The sequence below is a fragment of the Rhodopila sp. genome (assembly GCF_965277165.1).
In the GTDB taxonomy this organism is placed as follows: domain Bacteria; phylum Pseudomonadota; class Alphaproteobacteria; order Acetobacterales; family Acetobacteraceae; genus Rhodopila.
On the sequence record NZ_CBDICE010000006.1, the window covers coordinates 2,083,985 to 2,107,594 of the forward strand.

General features: G+C 67.7%; 30 protein-coding genes and 1 tRNA gene. 17 read left to right on the top strand and 14 right to left on the bottom strand.

Going from position 1 to position 23,610, the window contains the following annotated elements; all coding sequences use genetic code 11:
* Positions 1-25: 25 nt before the first annotated feature.
* From ACQY4Y_RS21745 to ACQY4Y_RS21765, 5 genes are read right to left on the bottom strand one after another with little or no spacing between them, the layout of a single operon-like run.
* Positions 26-832 carry an inositol monophosphatase family protein gene (locus tag ACQY4Y_RS21745; protein ID WP_428492657.1) on the bottom strand — a complete coding sequence of 269 codons (807 nt, stop codon included), beginning with the start codon at positions 830-832 and terminating at the stop codon, positions 26-28.
* Positions 829-1,881 (bottom strand): hypothetical protein, encoded by a 1,053-nt coding sequence (locus tag ACQY4Y_RS21750; protein ID WP_428492658.1) that lies wholly within the window; start codon positions 1,879-1,881, stop codon positions 829-831. Before ACQY4Y_RS21750 ends, ACQY4Y_RS21745 begins: the two co-directional genes overlap by 4 nt.
* A 31-nt stretch (positions 1,882-1,912) precedes the next feature.
* Positions 1,913-2,731, bottom strand: a complete 819-nt coding sequence (proC, locus tag ACQY4Y_RS21755; protein ID WP_428492659.1) for a pyrroline-5-carboxylate reductase — start codon at positions 2,729-2,731, stop codon at positions 1,913-1,915.
* The gene (locus ACQY4Y_RS21760) at positions 2,728-2,895 is read right to left on the bottom strand and encodes a hypothetical protein (RefSeq protein ID WP_428492660.1); all 168 of its coding nucleotides are present in this window, start codon (positions 2,893-2,895) and stop codon (positions 2,728-2,730) included. Before ACQY4Y_RS21760 ends, proC begins: the two co-directional genes overlap by 4 nt.
* Positions 2,895-3,398 carry a YbjN domain-containing protein gene (locus tag ACQY4Y_RS21765; protein WP_428492661.1) on the bottom strand — a complete coding sequence of 168 codons (504 nt, stop codon included), beginning with the start codon at positions 3,396-3,398 and terminating at the stop codon, positions 2,895-2,897. The genes ACQY4Y_RS21760 and ACQY4Y_RS21765 overlap by 1 nt, the downstream gene beginning before the upstream one ends.
* Positions 3,399-4,246: 848 nt before the next feature.
* Between ACQY4Y_RS21765 and ACQY4Y_RS21770 the strand changes: the two genes are divergently transcribed.
* The gene (locus ACQY4Y_RS21770; RefSeq protein ID WP_428492662.1) at positions 4,247-4,579 is read left to right on the top strand and encodes a hypothetical protein; all 333 of its coding nucleotides are present in this window, start codon (positions 4,247-4,249) and stop codon (positions 4,577-4,579) included.
* Positions 4,580-5,211: 632 nt separating this feature from the next.
* On the opposite strand, the gene ACQY4Y_RS21775 is transcribed toward ACQY4Y_RS21770, so the two are convergent.
* Positions 5,212-5,523: an accessory factor UbiK family protein gene (locus ACQY4Y_RS21775; RefSeq protein WP_428492663.1), complete on the bottom strand. Its 312-nt coding sequence runs from the start codon at positions 5,521-5,523 to the stop codon at positions 5,212-5,214.
* An 80-nt stretch (positions 5,524-5,603) separates the two neighbouring features.
* Between ACQY4Y_RS21775 and rfaD the strand changes: the two genes are divergently transcribed.
* From rfaD to ACQY4Y_RS21795, 4 genes are all read left to right on the top strand, one after another.
* Positions 5,604-6,584, top strand: a complete 981-nt coding sequence (gene rfaD / locus ACQY4Y_RS21780; RefSeq protein ID WP_428492664.1) for an ADP-glyceromanno-heptose 6-epimerase — start codon at positions 5,604-5,606, stop codon at positions 6,582-6,584.
* A complete protein-coding gene (gene lgt, locus ACQY4Y_RS21785) occupies positions 6,581-7,417 on the top strand; it encodes a prolipoprotein diacylglyceryl transferase (RefSeq protein WP_428492665.1) in 837 nt (278 codons plus the stop codon). The genes rfaD and lgt overlap by 4 nt, the downstream gene beginning before the upstream one ends.
* Before the next feature lie 290 nt (positions 7,418-7,707).
* The gene (locus ACQY4Y_RS21790; protein WP_428492666.1) at positions 7,708-8,127 is read left to right on the top strand and encodes a hypothetical protein; all 420 of its coding nucleotides are present in this window, start codon (positions 7,708-7,710) and stop codon (positions 8,125-8,127) included.
* 260 nt (positions 8,128-8,387) lie between these two features.
* Positions 8,388-8,768: a VOC family protein gene (locus tag ACQY4Y_RS21795; RefSeq protein ID WP_428492667.1), complete on the top strand. Its 381-nt coding sequence runs from the start codon at positions 8,388-8,390 to the stop codon at positions 8,766-8,768.
* Between the two features lie 267 nt (positions 8,769-9,035).
* Here ACQY4Y_RS21795 and ACQY4Y_RS21800 read toward each other — a convergent pair whose 3' ends face one another.
* The 3 genes from ACQY4Y_RS21800 to ACQY4Y_RS21810 form a co-directional block, all read right to left on the bottom strand.
* Positions 9,036-9,491: a methylated-DNA--[protein]-cysteine S-methyltransferase gene (locus ACQY4Y_RS21800; RefSeq protein WP_428492668.1), complete on the bottom strand. Its 456-nt coding sequence runs from the start codon at positions 9,489-9,491 to the stop codon at positions 9,036-9,038.
* A gap of 210 nt (positions 9,492-9,701) precedes the next feature.
* On the bottom strand, positions 9,702-10,103 hold the full coding sequence (locus tag ACQY4Y_RS21805; RefSeq protein ID WP_428492669.1) for a Zn-ribbon domain-containing OB-fold protein: 402 nt from the start codon (positions 10,101-10,103) through the stop codon (positions 9,702-9,704).
* Between the two features lie 40 nt (positions 10,104-10,143).
* Positions 10,144-11,310 (bottom strand): thiolase family protein, encoded by a 1,167-nt coding sequence (locus tag ACQY4Y_RS21810; protein ID WP_428492670.1) that lies wholly within the window; start codon positions 11,308-11,310, stop codon positions 10,144-10,146.
* Positions 11,311-11,642: 332 nt separating this feature from the next.
* On the opposite strand from ACQY4Y_RS21810, the gene ACQY4Y_RS21815 reads away from it, so the two are divergent.
* The 7 genes from ACQY4Y_RS21815 to ACQY4Y_RS21845 all read left to right on the top strand — a co-directional run bounded on the left by ACQY4Y_RS21815 (position 11,643) and on the right by ACQY4Y_RS21845 (position 15,785).
* Positions 11,643-11,719 (top strand) — tRNA-Pro (locus ACQY4Y_RS21815).
* Between the two features lie 55 nt (positions 11,720-11,774).
* The gene (locus tag ACQY4Y_RS21820) at positions 11,775-12,080 is read left to right on the top strand and encodes an ETC complex I subunit (RefSeq protein ID WP_428492671.1); all 306 of its coding nucleotides are present in this window, start codon (positions 11,775-11,777) and stop codon (positions 12,078-12,080) included.
* A gap of 7 nt (positions 12,081-12,087) precedes the next feature.
* Positions 12,088-13,047: a homoserine kinase gene (locus ACQY4Y_RS21825; protein ID WP_428492672.1), complete on the top strand. Its 960-nt coding sequence runs from the start codon at positions 12,088-12,090 to the stop codon at positions 13,045-13,047.
* Positions 13,037-13,522 carry a ribonuclease HI gene (gene rnhA, locus ACQY4Y_RS21830; RefSeq protein WP_428492673.1) on the top strand — a complete coding sequence of 162 codons (486 nt, stop codon included), beginning with the start codon at positions 13,037-13,039 and terminating at the stop codon, positions 13,520-13,522. Before ACQY4Y_RS21825 ends, rnhA begins: the two co-directional genes overlap by 11 nt.
* Before the next feature lie 177 nt (positions 13,523-13,699).
* Positions 13,700-14,407, top strand: coding sequence for a nitroreductase family protein (locus ACQY4Y_RS21835; RefSeq protein ID WP_428492674.1), 708 nt, complete (start codon positions 13,700-13,702; stop codon positions 14,405-14,407).
* Positions 14,408-14,649: 242 nt separating this feature from the next.
* Positions 14,650-15,054 (top strand): thioredoxin family protein, encoded by a 405-nt coding sequence (locus tag ACQY4Y_RS21840; RefSeq protein WP_428492675.1) that lies wholly within the window; start codon positions 14,650-14,652, stop codon positions 15,052-15,054.
* Between the two features lie 8 nt (positions 15,055-15,062).
* A complete protein-coding gene (locus tag ACQY4Y_RS21845) occupies positions 15,063-15,785 on the top strand; it encodes a cytochrome c biogenesis CcdA family protein (protein ID WP_428492676.1) in 723 nt (240 codons plus the stop codon).
* A gap of 384 nt (positions 15,786-16,169) precedes the next feature.
* On the opposite strand, the gene ACQY4Y_RS21850 is transcribed toward ACQY4Y_RS21845, so the two are convergent.
* Entirely contained in the window at positions 16,170-17,657 is a 1,488-nt protein-coding gene (locus ACQY4Y_RS21850; protein ID WP_428492677.1) for a PfkB family carbohydrate kinase, read from the bottom strand.
* 161 nt (positions 17,658-17,818) lie between these two features.
* On the bottom strand, positions 17,819-18,535 hold the full coding sequence (locus ACQY4Y_RS21855) for a metallophosphoesterase family protein (protein WP_428492678.1): 717 nt from the start codon (positions 18,533-18,535) through the stop codon (positions 17,819-17,821).
* Between the two features lie 80 nt (positions 18,536-18,615).
* Here ACQY4Y_RS21855 and ACQY4Y_RS21860 point away from each other — a divergent pair, with 80 nt between their 5' ends.
* Genes ACQY4Y_RS21860 through ACQY4Y_RS21870 form a run of 3 tightly spaced genes read left to right on the top strand, consistent with a single transcriptional unit; the run spans position 18,616 to position 20,835 of the window.
* Entirely contained in the window at positions 18,616-19,356 is a 741-nt protein-coding gene (locus ACQY4Y_RS21860) for an ABC transporter ATP-binding protein (RefSeq protein WP_428492679.1), read from the top strand.
* A complete protein-coding gene (locus ACQY4Y_RS21865; protein WP_428492680.1) occupies positions 19,328-20,218 on the top strand; it encodes an ABC transporter permease in 891 nt (296 codons plus the stop codon). The genes ACQY4Y_RS21860 and ACQY4Y_RS21865 overlap by 29 nt, the downstream gene beginning before the upstream one ends.
* The gene (locus ACQY4Y_RS21870; RefSeq protein WP_428492681.1) at positions 20,215-20,835 is read left to right on the top strand and encodes a histidine phosphatase family protein; all 621 of its coding nucleotides are present in this window, start codon (positions 20,215-20,217) and stop codon (positions 20,833-20,835) included. The genes ACQY4Y_RS21865 and ACQY4Y_RS21870 overlap by 4 nt, the downstream gene beginning before the upstream one ends.
* A 54-nt stretch (positions 20,836-20,889) precedes the next feature.
* Here the strand turns inward: ACQY4Y_RS21870 and ACQY4Y_RS21875 are convergent, their stop codons facing one another.
* The gene (locus tag ACQY4Y_RS21875) at positions 20,890-21,054 is read right to left on the bottom strand and encodes a hypothetical protein (protein ID WP_428492682.1); all 165 of its coding nucleotides are present in this window, start codon (positions 21,052-21,054) and stop codon (positions 20,890-20,892) included.
* A 139-nt stretch (positions 21,055-21,193) separates the two neighbouring features.
* Between ACQY4Y_RS21875 and ACQY4Y_RS21880 the strand changes: the two genes are divergently transcribed.
* The gene (locus ACQY4Y_RS21880; protein ID WP_428492683.1) at positions 21,194-21,370 is read left to right on the top strand and encodes a hypothetical protein; all 177 of its coding nucleotides are present in this window, start codon (positions 21,194-21,196) and stop codon (positions 21,368-21,370) included.
* Here the strand turns inward: ACQY4Y_RS21880 and ACQY4Y_RS21885 are convergent.
* A complete protein-coding gene (locus ACQY4Y_RS21885; RefSeq protein ID WP_428492684.1) occupies positions 21,355-22,104 on the bottom strand; it encodes a pyridoxine 5'-phosphate synthase in 750 nt (249 codons plus the stop codon). The genes ACQY4Y_RS21880 and ACQY4Y_RS21885 overlap by 16 nt on opposite strands.
* A 187-nt stretch (positions 22,105-22,291) precedes the next feature.
* Between ACQY4Y_RS21885 and ACQY4Y_RS21890 the strand changes: the two genes are divergently transcribed.
* Positions 22,292-22,483: a hypothetical protein gene (locus ACQY4Y_RS21890; RefSeq protein WP_428492685.1), complete on the top strand. Its 192-nt coding sequence runs from the start codon at positions 22,292-22,294 to the stop codon at positions 22,481-22,483.
* A 270-nt stretch (positions 22,484-22,753) separates the two neighbouring features.
* Here ACQY4Y_RS21890 and ACQY4Y_RS21895 read toward each other — a convergent pair whose 3' ends face one another.
* Positions 22,754-23,578 (bottom strand): serine hydrolase domain-containing protein, encoded by an 825-nt coding sequence (locus ACQY4Y_RS21895; protein WP_428492686.1) that lies wholly within the window; start codon positions 23,576-23,578, stop codon positions 22,754-22,756.
* Between the last annotated feature and the right edge of the window lie 32 nt (positions 23,579-23,610).

The following is a 23,610-nucleotide window of genomic DNA, read 5'->3' on the forward strand; positions in this document are numbered from 1 at the left end:
CGCTGGAGCGATGCCTGGGCGAGGGCTACAGCGGTTTTGGCAGTCCTGGCAGGTCTGACCATGCGTCGGCCAGGCCGGGGGCGCAGGCGAGGATGGGGTTGCCGTTGGTGGCGCCGTTCTCGGCCATGAAGTCGTTGGCCTTGGCCCCGGCCTCGCGCAGGATGACCAGGGCGGCGGCGGCGTCCCACAGGTTGAGGTGCAGTTCGGCGTAGCCGTCGATGCGGCCGATGGCGACATCGAGCAGGCCTAGCGCGCCGGAGCCGCCTTGGCGCAGTGCGGTGCCGTCGGCCAGGATGCGCTGGCAGAGTTTCAGATAGTCGGCGTTGGGGCGGCGGCGGGACCAGCCGAGCTCGATGATGGCGTGGCTGAGGTTGCTGGTGTCGGCGGCGTGGATGGCATCGCCGTTGAGCCAGGCGCCGCCGCCTTGCCAGGCCCAGGCGGTTTCTCGCTGGGCGGGGGCGGCGATTACGCCGATCAGCGGAGTGTCGTCCTGCAGGCAGGCGAGCGAGACGCAGAAACGGGCACCTCCGCGGGCAAAGTTCGAGGTGCCGTCGATCGGGTCGACCACCCAGCGCAGCGCGGCTTCGACGCCCAAAGGTCGGCGGACGATGCCGGTTTCCTCGCCCTGGAAGCCGTCCTCGGGGAAGGCGGCGGCGAGTTCGTCTGAGAGGAAGCGTTCGACCGCGGTGTCGGCCTCGGTGACCCAGTCCTGGGCGCCCTTGAGGATGGCTTGGGGCGATCCGGGGGCTGGGCGCATTTCCATCGCCAGTTCGCCGGCGCGTTCGGCGAGGTCCATGGCGGCGGCGAGTCTGGCTTGCAGCGGCGGGATCACGCGATGGGTTCGTTGAACGGCCGGTTGTCGGACGGAGGCGGATTTGCTGGCGGCGTGGTCGCTGGCGGTCGCCCTGCGGGCGGTGGTCCCCCCGGCGGTGTCGTCGTCGGCGGTGTGGCTGTCGGGGGTGTGGCTGTTGGGGGTGTCGCTATTGGGGGTGTCGCTGTCGGGGGTGTCGCTGTCGGGGGTGTCGCTGTCGGGGGTGTGGCTGTCGGGGGTTTTGCTGTTGGGGGCCGCGCCGCGGGTGGCGTGCCGGATCGAGGTGTCGCTGCTGGAGGCGTTGCTGCCGGAGGCGGCGCCGCTGGTAGTGTGGCGGATGGCGACGTTCCCGATGGCGGCGTTGCCGATGGTGGCAGGCTTGCGGGGGGTGGCAGGCCGGGGGGTGGCAGGCCTGCGGGGGGTGGCGGGTCGAACGGTGGCGGGTGGGCGGGGTCGAGTTCACCGGCGCCGTCCGACATCGGCGGCGGCGGCGGCGGCGGCACGGTTCGGCGGACTTGCAGCCAAGCGGCGAGGCGGTCGGCGCGTTGCAGGGCGCTGTCGACGGCGGCCATGGTGCCGGACAGGTCTTCCGATTCGTCGCGTTCCCAGGCGCGCACCGCCCACAGCCAGATTGCCAGCAGGCCGCGTTCCTGCAGCGCACCAGTTGGGCCGGTGGCGTTGATGCCGGCGCCCTGCAGCATCCAGCGCATGCTGCGCCGGGTGGCAGCGGCCAGCAGCAGCGCGGTCGGCGGGTCGGTGGGCAGGACGCGCAGCAGCGCCTTGACCCCGGCGCGATGGGTCTGCAGCACGTCGAAGCGGCGCATCAGCAGGTCGAACAGGCGGTCGCGGACGGGTCCGTCATCCGGCGCATCGAGCAGCGCGGCCTGATCGGCGAGCCGGCCGAAGCGCATCAGGATGGCGGTTCGGGAGGGGAACCTGCCGCGCGCCTCGGCCACCGAGAGGCCGGCGGCGCGGGCGGCCTTGGCGACGTTGATGCTGCGCCAGCCTTCGTCGCCGGCCAGGCGGAACGCGGCGGTGACCAGGGCGGTGTCGAAATCGGTATCGCTCATGCAATGCAGATGGGGTGCGCCGGGGGCGGGCTCAACCGGCCAGTTCGCGGGATCGGCGGGTGGCGGCGGCGATGGCCTGGGAGACGGCGATGGGCCAGGCATCGGGGTCCATCAGCACGGCGAGGGCTTCGGCGGTGGTGCCGCCCGGGCTGGTGACGGCGGTTCGCAGGGCAGCGGCCTCGTCTTCGCTGGCGGCCAGCAGCGCGCCGGACCCGGCCACGGTGTGGCGTGCCAGCAGGCGGGCGAGGTCGGGCGGGATGCCTTGTTCGATGGCGGCCTGCTGCATCAGTTCGGCGAGCAGGAAGACGTAGGCCGGACCGCTGCCGGAGACGGCGGTGACCGGGTCGAGCAGGGCTTCGTCCTCGATCCAGGCGACTGTGCCGATGGCTTGCAGCAGGCGGTCGCAGAGGGCTTTTTGCGGGGTGCTGACGGTGGGGCTGGGGCAGCCGACGGTGATGCCCTGACGCACCGCGGCGGGGGTGTTGGGCATGGCTCGCACGATCGCGGGGGCGCCGCCGAGCAGCGCGCCGATGCCGGCGATGGTGCGCCCGGCCATGATCGAGAGGAATACGGTGTTGGCGGCGAAGCGGGCGTAGTCGGGCAGGGTCGCGGCGGCATTCTGCGGCTTGACCGCGAGCACCACGGCGGCGGGGGCGAAGCCCGAGGGGATGGCGGCGGCGTCGGCGACGATGCTGAGATCGGGGCCGGCGAAGGCGGTCGCGGCGGCGGCGGGGTCCACCGCGACGGATGGCGCGAGGCCTTGTTCTCGCCATCCGGAGAGCATGGCGCCGCCCATGCGGCCGCACCCGACCAGCAGGATCGGCGGGATTGCGCCGCAGGTGGCGGTCATGCGGGGGTGGCCTGCATCGGCGGTGCGCGGCGGCGATGCGCGGTGGCCGCCGCTTTGGGATGATGGGCTGCGATGTGGCGGGCGGGCGTGGTGGGGCCGGGCGAGGGGTGGGAGGGCGTGGAGCGGGCGGGTACTGGGTGGGTGGGTATCGGGTGGGTGGGCATCATGCTTCTCCGACGCAGTCCAGCATGGCGGCGGCGAGGGCATCGGCGGGGGGCTTGCCACCCCAGAGCACGAACTGGAAGGCGGGGAAGAATCGCTCGCATTCGGTCATTGCGATGTCGATCAGGTCTTCCAGGCTTTCGGCCGAGGCACCCCCTGCCCCGCGCAGCAGCACGGCGTGGCGGAACACCGGCATGGCGTCCTCGCCTTCCAGGCCGAAATGGCCGAGCCAGAGTTTTTCGTTCGCGAGGGCGACAAGTTCGTAGAGCGCGGGGCGTTGGGTTTCCGGCGCCTTGAGGTCGAAGGCGCAGGTAAAGTGCAGCACGCTGATTTCGTGCGACCAGTTGAAGTAGAGGCCGTAGTGGCACCATTGACCGGGGGCCTCGGCGGCCATTTCGGAGTCACTGCGACGATCGAATTCCCATTCGTTGGCGGCGACGATTTGCTCCATGACATCGAGGGGGTTGGGGGCGTTGTCGAACGTCGTGGTCAGCGTTGCTGACATGCGAGGTCTCCCGTCAAAAGGAAGGCCGAGCGCGGCCTTCATCCCCGGGCGGTTCGCGGCGGCGCCGGGCGCGGGACGGCCGGGCGGTGCGGTGCGAGTCGCCTGGAGTTAGCCACGGGTCGAGCCTATCCACGTGTTCGCACCTGCCGCAAGGGGCACGGCGTCACTTTCGCGGAAACAGTCTCTTGGTGTGACGTGGAAGCCCATGGTGCCGCGTAAAGTGATTGTCTGTCGCAACAAGCGGTCGATCAGCGTCGGCGGTCGGTGGTCGGGAATGGTGCCTGGGGCGAGCCACCCGCCGGGGACTGGCACTGAATTGCACCCGGCGGGCGCAGCGCTGGCGCGGCGGTTGCTGATCGAGGCCCGATGCTGATCGAGGCCCGATGCTGATGGAGGCCCGGTGCCGGGTTGGGCCCGATGGCCTGGTCTGCCGGCGACGGATCGGTGATTCGGGTTTTGGCGGGTCGGGCTGGTGGCGTCCAGCGCGATTTGCGGCTCGCCCGCGGGTGGCGCCGGCAAGGCGCGCGTGCAGGCTGGCCTCCGCGACGCCGCTCTCGCCGCCTTCTGGTGTTCGCTTGGCACGCGCACCAGAGGGGCTCATGGCGGCTATGCCGCCTTGACGACGTTCCTGCGTGGCTTCCTGCGCGAGGGGCGCCACCTGCCGATACTCGGATCGAGTGCCTATCTGGGGGTGATCATTGTGGCGTTCTTCCGCGGCTGCGTCGCGAGCGACGACATCAGCGACCGGATCGGTCGGCGCGCCAACGCGGCCTGGTTCGCAGTGGCCTTTGTTATCACGGTTCTGATCTACGCCTTCGCGCCGTTGCCTAATTCGGAGATGCTGATCCTTGGATTTCCGCTCGGGTTTTTCGCCGCCGGCATCCCGGCCGGCATGGCGGCCCTATTCAGCGAACTTCTACCCGGCGGGACTACGTGGGACGGGTGTCGGCTTCTGCTACAATTTCGGCCGGGTCTTGTCCGCCACCTTCCCGTACCTGGTGGGCTTTTTGGGCGACAGGATAGGGCTCGGTCCGGCCATCGGTATCGACGCGGGCTTCGCATACCTGCTGGTTGTCGTGGCGATTATCATGCTGCCCGAGATGCGCGGCAAGGTGTTGGACGACGAGGCTGTGGTGGCCCGTCTTGGAGCATCCAGACCGGGTGGGCAGGCCGAGGCGTGATCGCCCGGCTGCGATGCTCGGCGGGTTGGCCCAGGTTTGCCATGCGGCATGGCAGCCATGTCGCGGGCGGCCGACGTGGCGACCGGGAGGGTCCGCGCGGCGGCGAGGCAGACGCCCGCCCGACGCTCGCGGACGTCGGGAACCCGCCGCAGCGGCGCGATTCGCCGATGATCCTCAGCGCACGGCACGGCCGTCGCGGGCGGTGTTGCTGATCCGAAAACGGCGAATTGGTTACGGTTCTGCCATCCGGTCTGCCGCGGTTCACGTGGGCGGGGGCAAAACCCGCGGTGGGGTTTCGCGTTGCCAACTCGATGAGACAGGATCGACCACCATCCGCAGACGACAGAGACCCGCAAGACGGGAGCAAACTGAGTTCATATGCCACCGCGAGCGGCGTGGTAGCCGGTTTGCTGACGCTCTGGACGCTGCTGATCCACGTGCTGGCGTGACCTCCGCGGCGGCCGGTGAGACTTGGGGCTGATATCGGCCGAGAACGCGTTCAGCAATCGGTGCCGAGCGAAGGGTGTCGACGGGCGCCTAAATCTGCCGGTCGGCATTTTCCGGTCGCCATTTTTCGGTCGCCGCCAAGCTGGCGAGGCGACGCGCGAGGGCGACGCCGGCGGTGAGAGGGGTCAGGTGAGGTCTGGTGCGACCGCGTCTGGGTTTGGGGCTTCCAGGGCGGATACCCGGGCTTCCAGTGCGGCGAGACGGGATTCGAGGCCGCCGAGTTTGGCCTCGGCTGCCTCCTGGCCGGCGCGGGCGTTGGCGGCGATGTCCTGGGTGGCTTGCAATTCCTCGCGGCGGACCAGGTCGAGTCGGCCGATCAGGTCGTCGAGGCGGGCGCGCAGGGTTGCCTCGGCTTCCTCGCGCAGGCCGGCGATGGCGGAGATCGCGCCGCCGGCCACACCGGCGAGGTCGTCGAAGAACTTGGGTCGGTCGCTCATGGGTGTCTCCTGCGGGAGGTTGTGGGCGGGTTGATGAGGCTGCTTCCGTAGCCGGTGTTGGCGACGTATAGAGCGGCCCCATGATCCTGATAACTGGCGGCGCCGGATTCATCGGCTCCAACCTGCAGGCGGCGCTGGCCGGTCGCGGGCACGAAACGGTGGTGGCCGACACGCTGGGCAGCGACGGCAAGTGGCGCAACCTGGCGCGGCATCCGCCGGCGCGGGTGGTGCATCCGGCCGAACTGGATCGGTTCCTGGACCAGCATCCGCCGATCGAGATGGTGTTTCATCTGGGCGCTGTCAGCGAGACGACCGCGGTGGACGGCGATCATACCTGGGCGACCAACGTGGAGCTCAGCCGGCGGCTGTGGGACTGGTGCGCCGATCGCGGGGTGCGGATGGTGTATGCGTCCTCGGCGGCGACCTATGGCGACGGGGCGCAGGGGTTCGACGACGACGGGTCGGTGGCGGCGCTGGAACGGCTGCGGCCGCTGAACCTGTACGGCTGGACCAAGCACGCGTTCGATCTGCTGGTGGCGCGCACGCTGATCCCCAGGCGGGAGCATCCGCCGCAATGGGCGGGGCTGAAGTTCTTCAATGTCTATGGCCCGAACGAGTATCACAAGGGACGGATGATCTCGGTGGTCAAGGTCAAGCACGACGAGGTGGCGGCGGGGCACCCTGCCCGGCTGTTCCGCTCCGACCAGGCCGGGCTCGCCGACGGTCATCAGGCGCGTGATTTCATCTGGGTGGGCGACGTGGTCGATGTGATGCTGTGGCTGATGGCGACGCCGTCGGTCAGCGGGCTGTTCAACCTGGGCACCGGACGGGCCAGGACCTATCTGGACCTGGCGCACGCGGTGTCGGATGCGGCGGGGCGGCCTCGGGCGGTCGAGTTCATCGACATGCCGGCCGGGCTGGCCGGGCAATACCAGTCGTTCACCGAGGCGCCGATGGACCGGTTGCGGGCGGCGGGATATGGCGGGCAGTTCACGCCGCTGGAGGAGGGTGTCGGGCGCTACGTGCAGGATTACCTGGCCGGGCCCGATCGCTTCGCATGATCCCGGTCCTGCTGTTTCCTCAGTTCGACCCGGTTATCGTCCAGGTCGGACCGTTCGCCATTCGCTGGTATGCGCTGGCCTACATCACCAGCCTGGTGCTGGGCTGGCGGCTGGTACGGCGGTATGTGCGCCAGCCGCCGGCGGTGGCGACGCCGCTGCAGGTCGACGACTTCCTGACCTGGGCGACGCTGGGCGTGGTGCTGGGCGGGCGACTGGGCTACGTGCTGTTCTACCAGCCGGAGCTGTATTTCGCTCATCCGGCGCTGATCCTGGCGGTGTGGGAAGGCGGCATGAGCTTTCACGGCGGCATGCTGGGGGTGGCGATCGCGATCATCATCTACTGTCGGCGTAACGGGATCGCTCTGCTGGGGTTTGCCGACCGGATCGCGGTGGTGGCGCCGATCGGGCTTGGGCTGGGGCGGGTGGCGAATTTCATCAACGGCGAGTTGTGGGGGCGTCCGGCGCCTGCGTGGCTGCCGTGGGCGATGAAGTTTCCACGCGCGCCGGATTGTCCGGTGTTTCCGACGGTCTGCGTGGCGCGCCATCCGAGCCAGTTGTACGAGGCGTTGATGGAGGGGGTGCTGCTGGCCGTGGTGATGTTTGTGTTGTCTCGGCGGGAGGGGCTGCGGGAACGGTTCGGCGCGCTGACCGGAATTTTCCTGGTCGGTTACGCGATCGCCAGGATCATCGGCGAGTATTTCCGTGAGCCGGACGCGTTTCTGGGATTTTTGGCGTTCGGCACGACGATGGGGCAGATTCTGTCGGTTCCGATGGCGGTGGTGGGGGTTTGGCTGATCGTGCGGGCGCGGCCGTTTAGGCGGGCGGCGCGGTAGGGGCGGTTGGACGTTGCGCGGGCGCGGTGGACGATGGCGGATTTTCCGGTCCTGGCGGCGGCGGGATGCCGGGGGGGCGACGAGGCCCGGTCGGGAGCGATTGGCGCACGCTGGTTTTTGGCGGTGCGCGGGCGCACGTTCAGGCGTGACAGTTTGGGCGGCGACGTCGGGCGCCTGCAAGAAGGCTTTCGCGCCGTGTTGACTTGCCGGGTGGGTGTTGCTGCCTGTCTGGCTGGGGTGTGAACGTGGCCCTATAAGAACGCTCCATCAAAGGAACAAGGAATCGTGCCGTGATCTACCCACGAAATTCCATCGACGCCCGGCTTATCGGCTGGGGGTCATGGCTGTGCGCCGGTGTTGTTGTCGGCGGTCTTCTGTGTGCCTGGCCAACCGGTGCCGATGCGCAGATCAATCCGTTTCGGGGATACAAGGGACCCACGCTCAGCAAGGAGGATCTGGCCTCGGGGCGGGCGGCGGCCGAAAAGTTGTTGACCGAAGACCGGGCCGAGGTCGGCAAGTCCGAGGATTGGTCCGGACCTACCTCGGGCAATAGCGGCAGCATTTCTGTTCAGAAGACATTTCAGCGGCAGGGCATGGAGTGCCGCGGGCTGCGGTCGGAGGTGCGCTACAAACGGGCTTCTCCGTCTCACCAGAGGGTGTTCAACCTGAATGTTTGCCGCACCAAGACCGATGAGTGGAAGATCATGTGATCGCGGCCCGAGCGGTTTGGGGAGAGCATGATCTTGCGGTGCCGGTTCGGCACGATAGCGGCGATATTTCGAAAATGGTGATCAGGTTGCCGGCCGGTGAATGAGGGCGGCCGCGTCAGCCAGCGGGTGCCGGATCGCCTCGGGTTCGCTGCTGCCGTTGCCGCGGGTGGAGCGCTCGACCGGCTTGCGGTCGCGGTTTGCCGGGACCTCGGTAGCATGCTTTGTTCGTCGGCGTGGTTTCTGGCTGAGGAGGGGAAAAAATGTTTAGCCATGTCATGGTTGGAAGCAACGATATCACCCGGTCGAAGCGGTTCTACGATGCCGTGTTTGGCGCAATCGGCGGCGAGGCCGGGTCGGCGGACGCGAAGGGCCGTCTGGTTTATGTGCTTAACGGCGGTCGCTTCCTGGTGAGCAAACCGATCGATGGCAAGTCGGCCTGTCACGCCAACGGCGGCACGATCGGATTCCTGGTGGGCGGGCCGGAACAAGCTCAAGCCTGGCACAAGGCGGGGACCGCTAACGGCGGCTCCACGATCGAGGATCCTCCGGGCGTGCGCCAGGGTGATGCCGGTGCGATGTATCTCGCTTATCTGCGCGATCCGGATGGCAATAAGCTGTGCGCCGTTCATCGCGCGTCCTGATCAGCCGAATTGGAGTCGCTTGCGCGAGGCGCGGTTCGTCGCGCCTTGCGTTGGTTCCGCGCCGGATCGTCGCAGTGGGCCGGGTCGTCGCAGTGGGCCGGGTCGTCGCAGTGGGCCGGGTCGCCGTAGTGGGCCGGGTCGTCGCAGTGGCAGGGCTGGCGATGGCGAGGCGCCGCGGCCGATGACTGTCTGTTGCCCGCCGCGCCTTGGCGAGCGCTGGCGTGGCGATGAGAGCACTTCGTTGGCCGCGGTGTGGCCGATCGGGTTTCAGAGCGATGTCCGGGACGGATTCTCCAGATCGAGCAGCCAGCGCTTGGTGGGCAGGCCGTCGCCGCCGGAATAGCCGCCGATGTGGCTTGCCGCGACGACACGGTGGCAGGGGATGATCAGCGGGATCGGATTGTGGCCATTGGCCTGACCGACGGATCGCGCACTGCCCCCTGCGGTTTCGGCGATGTCGCGATAGCGGCGGGTCTGGCCGTAGGGGATGGCTTGCAGCGCCTGCCAGACCTGGCGGCGGTAGTCGGTTCCGAGCGGGGCGAGCGGCAGGTCGAACTGGGTGAGGGCGCCGTCGAAATAGGCCTCGAGCTGGTCGCGGGCGGTTCGCAGCAGCGGCGAGGGATCCTGGTGCGTCACCCAGCCCCAGTCGAGCGCGACGATGGCGGCGTCGGATTCGAATACGGTGATGTCTCCGACCGGGGTGTGGAGCGACAGATGGGGCATGGTGGCGGGGTGCGGGTTGGTTGGGGATGGGGTGCGAGTTGGTTGGAGATGGCGCGAATCTGGATTTTTGCGGCGCCTCGGCGGTTTGGAAGGCCACGGTTGATCAGTTGTAAACATCGGGACTCGACCTGACGGACGCTGTTCGACGCGGTGCTTCTGACAGTGTCCGTGAGGTCGAGATCAGACTTTTGTAAATCAGGCCAGGGTTGGTCAGGCCAGGGTGAATTTCGGCAGGGTCACGGTATCGGTCACCGGGTCGAAAACCACTCGCACGGGGGCGCCGAGGCGCAGGTTGTCGGTGTTGTCCACCAGATTGCTGACCATCACCGGACCTTCCTGCAGCCGCACCAGGCAGACCCGGTAGGGCAGGTCTTGCTTGAAGCCGTCCCAGTAGGCGCGGTGCATGTCGATCCAGGACTCCAGGGTCCCCTGCCCCGAGGCTTCGACCCAGTCCTGGTCGCCGGCCAGGCATTGCGGGCAGAGCGGGGTCGGCGGGAAGCGACGCTGGTCGCAGGCCGGACAATGCTGCAGCAGCAGCCGGCCCTGGCTGGCGGCGGTCCAGAACGGCTGGTTCAGCGTGTCCTGCCTGGGCAATGGCTTGGTGTAGTTCATCGCTGGATTCCTTGTTCAGCGCGGCGTTCGGCCGCGGTGTTCAGCCGCGGCGGTAGATGATCGAGCGGGTGCAGGGCGTGGACTGGATGTACTGCACGACTTCGCAGTCGGCGATCTGGCGGGCGCCGCACTCGCCGCGCAGCTGACGCACCGCCTCGACGTTCAGCGCCCAGCCTTGCATGTAGGAATTCGACAGGTGGCCGCCGTCGGTGTTGACCGGGAGGCGGCCGCCGCGGCGCAGCGCGCCGTGCTCGACGAAGCCGCCGGATTCGCCCTGGGCGCAGAAACCGAGGCCCTCGAGGCTGAACAGCACGGTCGGGGAGAAATTGTCGTAGCACATCAGGGCGTCGATATCGGCGTGGCCGACGCCGGCCATGTGGTAGGCCTGCTGGCCGGCGTCGCGGATCGCCGGATACCAGAAATCGAGGTCGAAATTGGCGATCGAGGACGGGCTGAAAGTGTCGCGCGCGCCCCAGCCGGCGATCAGCACCGGCGGCTTGGCGAAGTCTCGGGCGCGTTCCCGCGAGGTCAGGATCAGGCAGACGGCGCCGTCGTTGATCAGGCAGTAGTCCAGCAGCCGGAGCGGGGCGGTGATGAAGCGAGAACTTTCGTGGTCGTCGATGCTGATCGGGGTGCGCATCACTGCGTCGGGGTTGAGCGAGGCGTGATGGCGGATCGCGACCGAGACCTCGGCGAGCTGGCGGGTGGTGGTGCCGTAGAGCTCCATGTGGCGGCGGAACGCCATGGCGTGGGCGGCGCCGGGCGAGGTGAAGCCCCATGGGTCCCAGGCTCCCGGGCTTTCGTCGCCACCGTAGTTGACCCGGCGGGAGCGGCCGATATTGGCGTAGAGCAGCACCGCGTAATCGCATTGGCCGGTGGCGATGGCGATGGAAGCCTCGATGATGCCCATGCCCGACATGCGGCCGTGCCCCGGCAGGGTGATGGTCCAGCGCGGGTTGAGGCCGAGGATTTCGCCCATGCGGGCGTAGTACGGGATGCGCGAGACCAGCAGGCCGTCGATCCGGTTCTTGTCGATGCCGCAGTCGGCGACGGCGTTGCGGAATGCCTGCGCGGCGAGGCCGTAATCGTCGGTCTCGGGGAAGTTGCCGTATTTGGTGTTGCCGACGCCGACAACGGCGATCTTGTCGGTGAGTTGGCGCAGGTCGGGCAGTGGGTTCGGGGTGGGCGATTGGTTCGGGTCGGGCATGGGCTTCCTCCGTGCGGTGAGGATACAGCGCGGGGGCGGTGGCGGCAAAACCGGGTGGCGGTGGCCGCGGGTGCGGCGGTGGCGGGGCGGGGCGCCCTGGACGCTGGGCGGGGCGCCCTGGACGCTGGGCGGGCGCGGGACGCTGAGGGGGCGCGGGACGCTGAGGGGGCGCGGGACGCGGAGGGGGGGTGGTGGGGATGCCGGGGAACGGTGATGGCGGGGGATGGCGGCGGGCGGGTGATGCGGCGCGGGTGGCGCCCGAATGGGCGATGCGGGCGGCGATTGTTCCTTGCATCGGAACGCGGCGACCCATAGGGTCCGGCCGATCTCGTCGGGGTGTGGCGCAGCCTGGTAGCGCGCCTGTTTTGGGTACAGGAGGTCGTGGGTTCGAGTCCCGCCGCCCCGACCATCGTGTTTACGTGCATGATCCGGCCGATCATGCCGATCTCAGGGAGACGACGTGCATGCGTGCCCGGATTTTCCAGCCGCCGAAGACCGCGATGCAGTCCGGGTGGGGCAACACCAAGGACTGGGCGATGGAGTTCATCCCGACGCACGGCCGGCGCGCCGATCCGCTGATGGGATGGACCGGCGGCGGCGACACCCAGACCCAGGTGAGGCTTTCGTTCGACACCCGTGAGGAAGCCGTCGCCTTCGCCGAACGTGCGGGTATCCGCTACGATGTCGAACTACCGCAGACCAGGCATGTCAAGCCGAAGGCCTACGCCGACAATTTCAAGTACAGCCGGATCGAGAACTGGACGCACTGACGTCGGGATGGCTGTCTATACAGAGGTCACCGACGAGGCGTTGGACGCTTTCCTGGCGGACTACGGCATCGGCACGCTGATCGCCTTCCGCGGCATCGCCGAGGGGGTGGAGAACTCGAATTATTCGCTGCGCACCACGGCCGGAGACTTCATTCTGACGCTGTATGAAAAGCGCGTCGATCCGGACGAGTTGCCGTGGTTCCTGGGGCTGATGGAGCATCTGGCCAGGCGCGGGCTGGTGTGTCCCGAACCGGTGCATGGGCGCGACGGCGCGGCGTTGCGGCGGTTGTGCGGCAAGTGGGCGGCGATCACCACGTTCCTGCCCGGGGTATGGCCGAGGCGGGTGCGGCCGCAGCATTGCGCGCCGGTGGGGGCGGCGCTGGCGCGACTGCATCTGGCCGGGGTGGACTATGCGCCCGGGCGCCGCAACGCGTTGGGGCCGGCGGCGTGGGCCGAGCTGCTGGAGCGCTGCCGGGCCGGGGCCGACCAGGTACAGGACGGGCTGGCCGAGCAGTTGGATCGGGCGCTGGGCGGGATTCTGAAGGCATGGCCGGCGGGGCTGCCGAGCGGGCACATCCATGCCGACCTTTTCCCCGACAACGTGTTTTTCCTGAATGACAAGCTGTCGGGGGTGATCGACTTCTACTTCGCCGCCACCGACCTGCTGGCCTATGACGTCGCGGTCTGCCTGAATGCGTGGTGCTTCGAGGCGGATTTTTCCTTCAACGTGACCAAGAGCCGAGCGCTGCTGGCGGCGTATCACGGGCTGCGGCCGTTATCGGCCGAGGAACAGGCCGCGCTGCCGGTGCTGTGCCGGGGGGCCTCGATGCGGTTCCTGCTGACCCGGCTGTTCGACTGGCTGAATACGCCACCGGGCGCGCTGGTGACCCGGAAGGACCCGCTGGAGTATCTGCGCCGGCTGCGGTTTCATCTGACCGCCATTGACGGTCACGCCTATGGCTTATGAAGACATCGTGGTGTCGCTGCCGCCGGATCCTGAGCAGGTGGTGCAGATCTGGACCGACGGCGGCTGCCGGCCGAACCCGGGGCCGGGCGGTTGGGCGGCGATCCTGACGTTCCGCGACGTGGTCAAGGACCTGTCTGGCGCCGAGGCGGTGACCACCAACAACCGGATGGAGCTGACAGCGGCGGCGATGGGGCTGGAGTCGTTGAAGCGGCCGTGCCACGTGATCGTGCACACCGACAGCCAGTATCTGCGCAATGGGATCACTCGCTGGATCGCTGGGTGGGTGCGCAAGAACTGGCGCGGGTCGACCGGCGAGGCGGTGGCGAACATCGATCTGTGGAAGCGCATCCTGGCGGCGCAGGAGGTGCATCGGGTGGAATGGCGATGGGTGCGCGGGCATGAGGGCAACGACCTGAACGAGCGGGCCGACCAGTTGGCGACCGAGGCGCGGCGGGCGGCGTTCGGGGATGGCTGAGCAGCGGGGGGCGGCGGAGCTGGGGGACGTCTGAGCTGGGGGACGGGGGTGCCCGGAGTGGGCGCGGCCCGAGACTGGCTGGCCGCGTGCTTGTGGTGGGTAGTGGGATCGTGCGGGTCATGACACGGTTGGGTCGTGCTGCCTGGACATCACGTCCGATCCGCACCGGAGGTCATGATGAGCGATATTGCGCTATTCGAGGCGATTTATACCGCGCGTGCGCTGCGGCGGCTGAAACCGGACGCGGTGCCCGAAGCACTGATCAGCCGTGTGCTGGACGCCGCAATCCGGGCGTCGACCGGGGGCAATGCGCAGAACTGGGCGTTCATCGTGGTGCGTGACGCCGAGAAGCGCCGCCAGCTTGGAGCGATCTATCGCCGGGCGTCCGATGAGGTCGGCGCGATCTACGCGGCCAGGGGCCGCCCGGCGCACATGACGCAGGACCAGTTCGACCGGCTGATGGCCGCCGGAGCCTATTTGTGGCAGCATCTGGGCGATGCTCCGGTGCTGCTGGTGCCGTGCCTGACCACGCGCGAGATGCCGCCGCGCGATATGCTGCCGGCGGCGGTGCAGGCGCGCTATGGCGAGCACCTGGCGTATCAGGAGCGGATCCGCGGTGCGAGCATCTACCCGGCGATTCAGAACATCATCCTGGCCTGCCGCGGACTTGGTCTTGGGACGGTCATCACCACCAACCACCTGCTGTACGAGGATGACGTCCGTGCCGTCCTGGGGATGCCGGCGGACAGTTTCAGCTTCGCGCTGATGCCGATCGGTTATCCGCGCGGCCGCTATGGTCCGGTGACGCGCAAGCCGCTGGCGGAGGTCGCGTTCGCCGACGGCTGGGGCGAGCGATGGCCGGGTCAGGGCCCGGACCGGCCATGACGCGGGGGGCGACGCACAGGACCGGGAGGCAGGCCGGACCGTGGACAGTTCGCGTCCCATGCTTCTCTGCGATGGGATACTCGCTCTTTGTTTTCAGTGGCCTGCTAATCCCATCCGTCCGCCGCGAAGGGCGGCGAACTTCTGGGTCAGGACACTGGGGGAGTGGGATCGCTTTGCCGAACCAGGAGTGCGATGATGTAATCGCTGTCGCGAAACCACCAATCTGCCGACGGAGGAACCCCATGCGCTTTATCAGACTGCTGCCTGCCGCGCTGCTTGCGATTGGTCTCTCGGTCCTGGTGACCTCCGCATCCTGGGCCGCGCCGGAAGCCGCCAAGTTCAGCCAGGCGGCGTTTTCCCTCTCGCAGCAGGCCGGCAAGCCGATCCTGGTCGAGATCACCGCGCCGTGGTGCCCGGTCTGCGCCAAGCAGCGTCCGATCTTGTCGCAACTGCTGACCGAACCGGCGTTCGATCACCTGGTGGTTTATCATATCGACTTCGATTCGCAGAAGGATGCGGTTCGCGAGATGGGCGCGACCATGCAGAGCACCTTGATCGTGTTCAACGGCAGCCACGAGGAAGGCCGCTCCACCGGCGTCACCGATCCTGGCGCGATCAAGGCGTTGCTGGACAAAGCCGCCGGCTAGAGCCGCCGATGGCGCTTGGCGGCATCGCGTTCGGCTTCACCGCGGGCGTGCTGTCGACGCTGTCGCCCTGCGTGCTGCCAGTGCTGCCGCTGGTGCTGGGTCCGGCGCTGACCCGCCACCGCCTGGGGTTGCCGGCGCTGGCGGCGGGTTTGGTGCTGTCGTTCGTCAGCATCGGGCTGTTCGTCGCAATCATCGGCTTCTCGATCGGCCTGGATGGCGACGTATTCCGTGACATCGCGGCCGTGCTGCTGGCCGGGCTTGGCGTGGTGCTGCTGAGCGGGGGGCTGCAGCGGCGGTTTGCGCTCGCCACCGGCGGCATCGGCAGCGCCGGCAACCGGCTGCTGACGGGGCGGACATTCAACGGCCCGGGCGGGCAGTTCGTGCTTGGGATCCTGCTGGGCGCGGTCTGGAGCCCGTGCGTCGGGCCGACCCTGGGCGCGGCCTCGGTGCTGGCGTCGCAGGGAAAGGATCTGGGCAGCGTGGCGACGGTGATGGTCGCGTTCGGGCTTGGCACGGCGGTGCCGCTTTTGCTGATCGGCCTGCTGTCGCGTGAGGCGTTCGGCCGCTGGCGGGGGCGGCTGAGCGGCGCCGGCAGGACCGGCAAGACGCTGCTGGGGGGCGCCGCGTTGGTGGTTTCGCTGCTGATCCTGACCGGTGCCGACCGTTCGGTCGAAACCGTGCTGGTGGCGGCCTCGCCGGCGTGGCTGACCAACCTGACGACGCGGTTCTGAGGGCGACGGGTTTCCTGGGGTTTGCGCTGTCCTGACGATGCGGTTCCGAGGGCGGGCGGTGTCCTGGGTTCGCGCTGTCCTGACGATGCGGTTCCGAGGGCGGGCGGTGTCCTGGGTTCGCGCTGTCCTAACGATGCGGTTCCGAGGGCGGGCGGTGTCCTGAATTCGCGCTGTCCTAACGATGCGGTTCCGAGGGCGGGCGGTGTCCTGAGTTCGCGCCGTCCTGACGATGCGGTTCCGGACGATGCGGTTCCGGACGATGCGGCTCGAGGGCGGTCGGTGTCGTCGAGTCAGGGGTTCGCGCTATCCATGCGGTTGGTTTCGACGCGGTGGGTGTGACAGGTCTTTGAGGTTCGCGACCGGACTGTCGCCTTGCTTTCGTGCTCAGCCCTTCACCGGGGTCACCGGCTGCGGAAGTTGTTCTGCAAGGAGATCGATCTGTAGCACCCGGCCGCCCCAGCCGCGCACCCGGTCGGCGCCGACGACGTCCTCGATGGCGTGGTTGGCGCCCTTGATCAGCACGTCGGGGCGCAGCGCCTCGATCAGGGCTTCCGGTGAGTCTTCCTCGAACAGGCAGACCAGATCGACGCAGGCGAAGCTGGCGAGCACCGCGGCCCTGGCGGCCTCGGGCTGCACCGGGTGGGGCGCGCCTTTCTGCCGCCGCACGCCGGTATCGGCGTTCAGCCCGACGATCAGCCGGTCGCAGGCTGCCCTGGCCTGCTCGAGCAAGGCGATATGACCCTGGTGAAGCAGGTCGAAATAGCCGTTGGTGAAGCCGACCCGCCAGCCGCGATGGCGCCAGCGTTCGGCCTGCTCGACCGCTTCCTCGCGGCTGACCACCTTGCGCAGGGCGCTGTGCTGGGGTGTCAGCGCGGCGAGCAGGTCGCCCTCGCGCACCACCGAGGCGCCGACCTTGCCGACCGAGATGCCGGCGGCGAGGTTGGCCAGCCGCACCGCGACCGGGAGTTCGAGTTGGGCGGCGAGCGCCGCGCCCAGCATTGCCAGCGCGGTGTCGCCGGCGCCGGAGGTATCGAACACGTCGGCGGCCTCGGCCGGGAAATGTTGCGATCCGTGGTCGTCGACCAGCGTCATGCCATCGTTGCCGCGGGTGACCACGACGGCGCCGAAGCCGTGCTGGCGCCGCAGGTGTTCGGCGGCGGCGACGATCTGGGCCTCGTTTTCGGCCGGCATGTGGGCGGCGGCGGCGAGTTCCTGGCGGTTCGGCATCACCACGTCGGCGCCGGCGTAGCGGGCGAAGTCGCTGCCCCTGGGGTCGACGATCAGCTTGCGTCCGGTCTTTTGCGCCGCCTGCACCAGGTTTGCCGCCACGTCGCCGCCGAGCACGCCCTTGCCATAATCGGATAGCACGGTGACGCTGGTGGCGGCCATGGCGTCGACGGCAATGCGCAGCAGGCGTTCGGCCAGCTTGGGGTGGATCGGGTCGGTCTGCTCGCGATCGGCGCGCAGCAACTGCTGGCCGGCGGCGATCAGGCGGGTTTTCAGGGTGGTGGTGCGGCTGCCCTGGACCAGCAGCCAGGGCTCGACGTTGGGCTGACCGCCGATCAGGCCGGTGAGGTCGGAGCCGGCCTGGTCGTCGCCGACCACCGAGATGAAGGCGGTGGCGGCGCCCAGCGCGGTGAGGTTGCGCACCACGTTGCCGGCGCCGCCGGGAAGCGCGACCTCGCGGTCGATCGCCAGGATCGGCACCGGCGCTTCAAGGCTGATCCGCGCCACTTCGCCGTAGGTGTAGCGGTCGAGCATGACATCGCCGATGACCAGGACATTGGTGTGCGCGAGGCGACGGACCGCGGCGGCGAGATCGGGCTGCGGTTGGTCGGGGCGCGGCGTGGAGCCGGGCGTGATCTGGTTCATCCAAGCTGCCGTAACAAGGCGATCACAACGGTGCAACCTCTGTTCGCGCCGCGTCGGACACTTAAGCGTTTGGCGGCTTAGCGTGTCTGCGACGGGCCGGGTCGTTGTTTGTTTTGTCGTGTGATTCACCCGGCCTGGAGAGGGTCCTCCAGGCCGCTGGTTCAGCTGGTCAGAAATCCCAGTCGATCTTCCTGCAGCACCACGCAGGTCAGCGCGCCACCCAGCACCGCGCCGGTATCGATGGCGATGCGATTGGCCGCCACAACGGGTTCTCGCTTGGGGGTATGTCCGTGCACCACGACGACGCCGTAATCCGCCGCGGAGGACAGGAACGGCTCGCGGATCCACATCATGTCCTGGCGCGACTGGCTGTCCAGCGGCACCCCCGGGCGGATGCCGGCATGGACGAACAGATAGGGCCCGATGCGGCGGCTGATTTCGAGGTCGCGCAGGAACATCAGGTGCTGCAGCGGGATCCGGGCGGCCCATTCGGCGGCGGGGACGGTGCGGGCAATGCCCCAGCTTGCCAGCGAATCCGCCCCACCGTTGACCAACCATTGGCTGGGTGCCTCGCGTTCGGTGCCGACCACGGCGGACAACATCATGTGTTCGTGATTGCCCATCAGGTTGACGATTTCGTCGGCCGGCACCGGCGGGCGGTTGATCAGCCAGTCGACCACCTGGGCGCTGTCGGTGCCGCGATCGACGTAGTCGCCCAGATGCACCAAGGTGGTGTGCGCCACTGGCCGTTCGGCGATGTCCTCGGCGATCATTTCGTGCAGCGCGGCCAGCCGATCGAGGCAGCCGTGGATGTCGCCCACGGCATAGACACGCTGTCCGGGCGGCAGCGTCGCGGGGGCCGCGCTTAATTCGATCATCACCGGGCCAGGATAGGCCGGACCGGGCGATCGCGCCAATCTCTCTTGGCGAAATGGCGCAAGCGCCCTATCGGATGGCTATGAACGCGATTCAGGTCGAAAATCTGACGAAACGCTATGGCGAGGTGCTGGCGGTGGACAGTGTCAGCTTCGTGGCACGCACCGGGGCAACGATCGGGCTGCTGGGCGGCAACGGGGCCGGCAAGACCACCACGATCGCCATGCTGCTGGGTCTGCTGATCCCCAGTTCGGGGCGCATCACGGTGCTGGGGCACGACATCGGCAAGGACCGCTTCGCGGCGCTGGAGCGGATGAATTTCTCGTCTCCGTATGTCGCGCTGCCGGCGCGGCTGACGGTGAGGGAGAACATGCGGGTGTATGGGCACTTCTACAACGTGCCGAAGGTGGACGAGCGCATTGCGGAATTGTCGCGCGAGCTGGACCTGGGCGCCATCCTGGACCGTCCGGCGGGGCAGTTGTCGGCCGGGCAGAAGACCCGGGTTGCGCTGGCCAAGGCGCTGATCAACCGGCCCGAGGTGCTGCTGCTGGACGAACCCACCGCCAGCCTGGACCCCGATACCGGTGACATGGTGCGCAGTTGGCTGGAGCAATACCGGGCGGAGAGCGGCTGCACCATCCTGCTGGCGAGCCACAACATGGCCGAGGTGGAGCGGCTGTGCACCGACGTGGTGATGCTGAAGAAGGGCCAGGTGGTGGACCGCGGCAGTCCCGACGAGTTGCTGACCCGCTATGGCCGCCACGACCTGGAGGACGTGTTCCTGGATATCGCGCGTGACCGGCGCCAGGCGGTGGCGGCATGAGCGGCGGGCTTGGGGCGGCCACGCGCTGGTGCCTGGCCGAGCCGACCCTGGGGGGTGGGTGGTGAGGCCGATGCTGCGTCGGATCTGGGGCCTGATGTATCGTCATCTGGCGCTGTACCGCCGATCCTGGCCGCGCATGCTGGAGCTTGGCTATTGGCCGGTGCTGAACATGTGCATCTGGGGCTTCACCTCCAGCTTCCTGCGCGCTCGGATGGGCAATGCCGCGATGATGGCGGGGGCCACGCTGCTGGGCGGGGTGCTGCTGTGGGAGGTGACGCTGCGCAGCCAGATGGGGATGTCGATTTCGTTCCTGGAGGAGATGTGGTCGCGCAACCTGGGCCACGTGTTCGTCAGCCCGCTGCGGCCGTTCGAGATGGTGTTGGCGCTGATCGCCATGTCGATCGTACGCATGCTGCTGGGGACGATGCCGGCGATCCTGCTGGCCTGGGCGTTCTATGCGTTCAACCTGTTTTCGCTGGGGCCAGTCCTGATCCTGTTCTTCATGAACCTGATGATCATGGGCTGGGCGGTGGCGCTGGCGGTGGTGTCACTGGTGTTGCGGCACGGGTCGGGCGCCGAACCGCTGGCGTGGGGGATATTGTTCGGGCTGGCGCCGTTTTCCGCGGTGTTCTACCCGGTTTCGGTGCTGCCGGCGTTCATCCGGCCGTTCTCCTGGGCGCTGCCGACGACGCATGTGTTCGAGGGGATGCGGGCGGCGTTGCTGCATGGCGTGATCCGGTGGGATCATCTTGGCGCCGCGTTCGCGCTGAACGTGGTGTGGCTGAGCGCGGCGGCGCTGCTGTTCGCGCGGCAGTTTCACGCCGCCAGGGTCAGCGGCGCGCTGATCAGCATCGGCGAATGATCGAGACCGGCTTCTGGCTGATCCGACACGCGCTGGTGGCGGAGAATGCCCGGGCTTTTTTGTATGGCGTGATGGACGTTCCGCTGTGCGAGCCGACCCTTCTGGAGCAGGCGCCGATGTATCGGTCGCTGGCGGCACGGCTGCCGCGTTTGGCGGACTGGCTGGTGACGCCGCTGTCGCGCACCCGGCGCACCGCCGAGACGATATTCGCGCACGGCTACCCGGCCGCCGAGCTGCGCGTCGAAGCGGGGCTGACCGAGCAATCGCTGGGCGAGTGGCAGGGGTTGGCCCACCATGAGTTGCCGCCTCGGCTGCGGTTCAAGGCGCATGCCTTCTGGCCGCTGGCGGGGGATGAACAACCGCCTGGCGGTGAGAGCATGGCCGCGGTGATCGTGCGGGTGGGTGCGACGATGGAGCGGCTGGCGAAGAGCCATGCCGGGCGCGAGGTGGTGATCATCAGCCATGGCGGGGCGATCCGCGGGGCGATCGCGCATGCGCTGGGGATCGGGGCGGACAGCGCGCTGCATTTGTCGGTGCAGAACCTGTCGCTGAGCCGGTTGCAGCGGTTGGCGGATGGCTGGCGGGTGCAGTGTGTGAACGAGTTGCCGGGGTATTAGGGCGAATAAGGCGCGAGGGTCTGATCCCGCTGCGGGGTGTCCCGCCGATACGGTTCAGGTCGCCAGGGCATCGAGTTGGTCGAGCAGCATGACCAGATTGCCATAGCCGTCGGCGAGAGCCTGGCAGGCATCTCGGTCGGGACCGGGCGGCAGCGCGGCGGCCTGTTCCAGCCACTGCTTTTCGCGCTCTCGGTAGGTTGGCGTGTTCAGGTACGACATCGCGCCCTCATCCGTCGGAGCTGGATGTAAGAGCTGTTTACATCATGGCAAGTGGGCGATCAACTCAAAGCGTCGGGCGCGACCGGCGCGAACGTGGACGGCGGTCGGACGTTTCACCTGCACGGGTGGAGATCGAGCGATGTCAGAGCCTGCCACACCTGTCGATCTGCGTGCCAAGGCCGAGCGCTATCGGGCCATGGTGTCGTTGGTTTCAGATCAGCGGATCGTCGATGCGCTGATCTCGCTGGCCGAGGAATATGAAGCGGCGGCGCTTGGCCTGGAGGGCCGGGCGGCGCGGGGTCAGCGGCCGGGCTGAGCGGACAGCGCCTTGGCGTAGGCGGTGACGGTTGTGGCGAAGCCGTCTTGCAGGGCGTCGGCGGTCAGTTCATGGCCGATCGAGGCCTCGGCGAGGAACGGGATTGCGGCCAGTAGCGGCGGGATGTTGGCCAGATTCAGGTCGTGGCCGGCGTTGACCAGCAGACCGGCCGCCCTGGCGGCTGCGGCGGTCTGTTCGATATGGTGCAGGATCGGCTGGTGGCGCTGCTCGCGGAACGCCGCCGCGTAGGACCCGGTGTAGATTTCCACGCCGTCGGCGCCGGCCTGGCGGACCCGGTCGATCACCGTCGGGTCGGGGTCGATGAACAGGATCACCCGGCAGCCCAGCGCCTTGATCCTGGCGATCGCCGGGGTTGCGAGAGTGGCCTCGGCGGCATCGAGTTTCCAGCCTTCCTCGGAGGTGAACGCGGTTGGTGCGTCGGGCACCAGGGTGGCCTGCTCGGGGCGGTGGTCCTGCATGAGGCGGATGAAGCGGTCGTCGGGGTAGCCCTCGATGTTGAATTCCTTGGCGGGACGGAACGGCCGCATCAGGTTGGCCAGCAGCGGGACGTCGGCGGCGCGGATATGACGTTCGTCGGGGCGGGGATGCACGGTGAGGCCTTGGGCGCCGGCGCGCAGGGCCAGCAGGCCGAAATGGGCGAGGTCGGGCACGCCGGTGCGGCGGGAGTTCCGCAGCAGGGCGATCTTGTTCAGGTTGACGCTGAGGCGTGCCATGGGTGGAAGGGTAGACCGATGGGGTGGGTTGGTTCAACGGTGGTGTGGCGGAGGGGTGAACCGGATGGCGGGTCGGGGTGCAGCAGCTCGACTGCGCGCGGCGGGATCGCGGCGCCAGGTGAGGTGGGAGGGAGCAATTACCTATTCGATATGGAGCCGGTAGGGTTGGAGTGGGATTGGCTGCAAAATGGCCAACATGGTCGTCGAAATCAATGACACCTTGCGCAGCGTTGGTGTGGCCGAGGACAACGCAAGCAAGGCGGTTGTCCATAAATCAAGAAATTCCCGAGACCGGTGCACGCTGCGTTTTTCCAGTCGGTTTATGCTGGCGCAAAAGGTGGGTGCTAAGGAGCGGTTCCGGCTAGCACGAACCGATTGAGCAGCATGTTGCCGACCCATTCCTGCATTAGGTTGGTGTAAAGGCCAGCGTGGATAAGAACCACTAAGTCGAGCGATGGGACGACATACAATCGCTGTCCCCCATAACCGATCCCGGCGATCCAATCGACTTCACGCCGAGCGACCAGCGACCGGCCTAGCCAGAATTGATAGTCGTAAAACATGAGGCCCGGACCATTAATCTGTGGCGTGGTCGCCGCATCGATCCAGGCGGCTGGCACCACTTGGTCACCGTGCCAATTGCCCTTGTTCAGAACGAGTTGCCGAACTTCAGGGTGTCACGCGGGAGCAAGCGAAGTCCCGAGGCAGCGACGGGGTCTCCGGTTAGCGGATAGCGAGCCCACTTTACTGTGGAGATGCCGAGAGGTTCGAACAAGTTTACACGCGCCAGTTCGTCAATCGATTGTCCGGTTGTCTGGCGGAGCACGCAGGCGATGAGTGCGGCGGAGCCGCCACTATATGTCCAAACCGATCCGGCCGGATTCGCGACAGGCTGCTCAAGCACAAAACGGCATGGATCGGATGCACTATCCATTCGCGTTTCACTGTTCAAAGCGTCGCCGTAAGGGAGATGTTCGTTCCAGGCGAGGCCGGCTGACATGGTGAGCAAGTCTCGCACCGTTATTCGGTCCCTCTCTGGTGTCCGCAGATCGGAGTAGCCGGGAAGAAGTGACAGAACCGGTTGATTGATGTCATGCACCCAACCTTTTTCGATCCCGACGCCTAGAAGGAGAGCCACGACACTCTTTGTGATCGAGCGGAGATCATGCGAAACCGTTGGGCCGAAGGTTACGACTTTGGCCGGTTTGCCCCAGGCTTGGTCGGAGCCAGTGTAGTATTGCTCAAAGACCAACTTGCCATGCCTGGCGATGAGGATGGCGTGCAAATCCGCCTCCTTCCATTCGCCGAAGCGCAAAGCGAGCCTACAAAGCATATCCGGATCGATGCCGACGCTCGCCGGTTCAGCCGTCTCCCAGCCGTCAGGCTTATCCCCAGGCGCACCGCAACTGGTCGTCGCCAAGGCTGGACGCGACAGCGCCAGCAGCAGACCGAACGTCAGAACCAGCGGTCGCAAATTACCTGCTCCATTTCCGTTCGGCCTTGTGC

Coding starts and splice junctions, on each gene's coding strand:
- ACQY4Y_RS21760 (WP_428492660.1), bottom strand. CDS start 2,895: ATGCCCACCCACCCGATACCCACCCACCCAGTACCCGCCCGCTCCACG.
- ACQY4Y_RS21795 (WP_428492667.1), top strand. CDS start 8,388: ATGTTTAGCCATGTCATGGTTGGAAGCAACGATATCACCCGGTCGAAG.
- rnhA (WP_428492673.1), top strand. CDS start 13,037: ATGGCTTATGAAGACATCGTGGTGTCGCTGCCGCCGGATCCTGAGCAG.
- ACQY4Y_RS21820 (WP_428492671.1), top strand. CDS start 11,775: ATGCGTGCCCGGATTTTCCAGCCGCCGAAGACCGCGATGCAGTCCGGG.
- ACQY4Y_RS21750 (WP_428492658.1), bottom strand. CDS start 1,881: ATGAGCGATACCGATTTCGACACCGCCCTGGTCACCGCCGCGTTCCGC.
- ACQY4Y_RS21850 (WP_428492677.1), bottom strand. CDS start 17,657: ATGAACCAGATCACGCCCGGCTCCACGCCGCGCCCCGACCAACCGCAG.
- ACQY4Y_RS21890 (WP_428492685.1), top strand. CDS start 22,292: ATGGCCAACATGGTCGTCGAAATCAATGACACCTTGCGCAGCGTTGGT.
- ACQY4Y_RS21875 (WP_428492682.1), bottom strand. CDS start 21,054: ATGTCGTACCTGAACACGCCAACCTACCGAGAGCGCGAAAAGCAGTGG.
- ACQY4Y_RS21800 (WP_428492668.1), bottom strand. CDS start 9,491: ATGCCCCATCTGTCGCTCCACACCCCGGTCGGAGACATCACCGTATTC.
- ACQY4Y_RS21860 (WP_428492679.1), top strand. CDS start 18,616: ATGAACGCGATTCAGGTCGAAAATCTGACGAAACGCTATGGCGAGGTG.
- ACQY4Y_RS21885 (WP_428492684.1), bottom strand. CDS start 22,104: ATGGCACGCCTCAGCGTCAACCTGAACAAGATCGCCCTGCTGCGGAAC.
- rfaD (WP_428492664.1), top strand. CDS start 5,604: ATGATCCTGATAACTGGCGGCGCCGGATTCATCGGCTCCAACCTGCAG.
- ACQY4Y_RS21880 (WP_428492683.1), top strand. CDS start 21,194: ATGTCAGAGCCTGCCACACCTGTCGATCTGCGTGCCAAGGCCGAGCGC.
- ACQY4Y_RS21840 (WP_428492675.1), top strand. CDS start 14,650: ATGCGCTTTATCAGACTGCTGCCTGCCGCGCTGCTTGCGATTGGTCTC.
- ACQY4Y_RS21870 (WP_428492681.1), top strand. CDS start 20,215: ATGATCGAGACCGGCTTCTGGCTGATCCGACACGCGCTGGTGGCGGAG.
- proC (WP_428492659.1), bottom strand. CDS start 2,731: ATGACCGCCACCTGCGGCGCAATCCCGCCGATCCTGCTGGTCGGGTGC.
- ACQY4Y_RS21775 (WP_428492663.1), bottom strand. CDS start 5,523: ATGAGCGACCGACCCAAGTTCTTCGACGACCTCGCCGGTGTGGCCGGC.
- ACQY4Y_RS21805 (WP_428492669.1), bottom strand. CDS start 10,103: ATGAACTACACCAAGCCATTGCCCAGGCAGGACACGCTGAACCAGCCG.
- ACQY4Y_RS21810 (WP_428492670.1), bottom strand. CDS start 11,310: ATGCCCGACCCGAACCAATCGCCCACCCCGAACCCACTGCCCGACCTG.
- ACQY4Y_RS21855 (WP_428492678.1), bottom strand. CDS start 18,535: ATGATCGAATTAAGCGCGGCCCCCGCGACGCTGCCGCCCGGACAGCGT.
- ACQY4Y_RS21825 (WP_428492672.1), top strand. CDS start 12,088: ATGGCTGTCTATACAGAGGTCACCGACGAGGCGTTGGACGCTTTCCTG.
- ACQY4Y_RS21845 (WP_428492676.1), top strand. CDS start 15,063: ATGGCGCTTGGCGGCATCGCGTTCGGCTTCACCGCGGGCGTGCTGTCG.
- lgt (WP_428492665.1), top strand. CDS start 6,581: ATGATCCCGGTCCTGCTGTTTCCTCAGTTCGACCCGGTTATCGTCCAG.
- ACQY4Y_RS21835 (WP_428492674.1), top strand. CDS start 13,700: ATGAGCGATATTGCGCTATTCGAGGCGATTTATACCGCGCGTGCGCTG.
- ACQY4Y_RS21765 (WP_428492661.1), bottom strand. CDS start 3,398: ATGTCAGCAACGCTGACCACGACGTTCGACAACGCCCCCAACCCCCTC.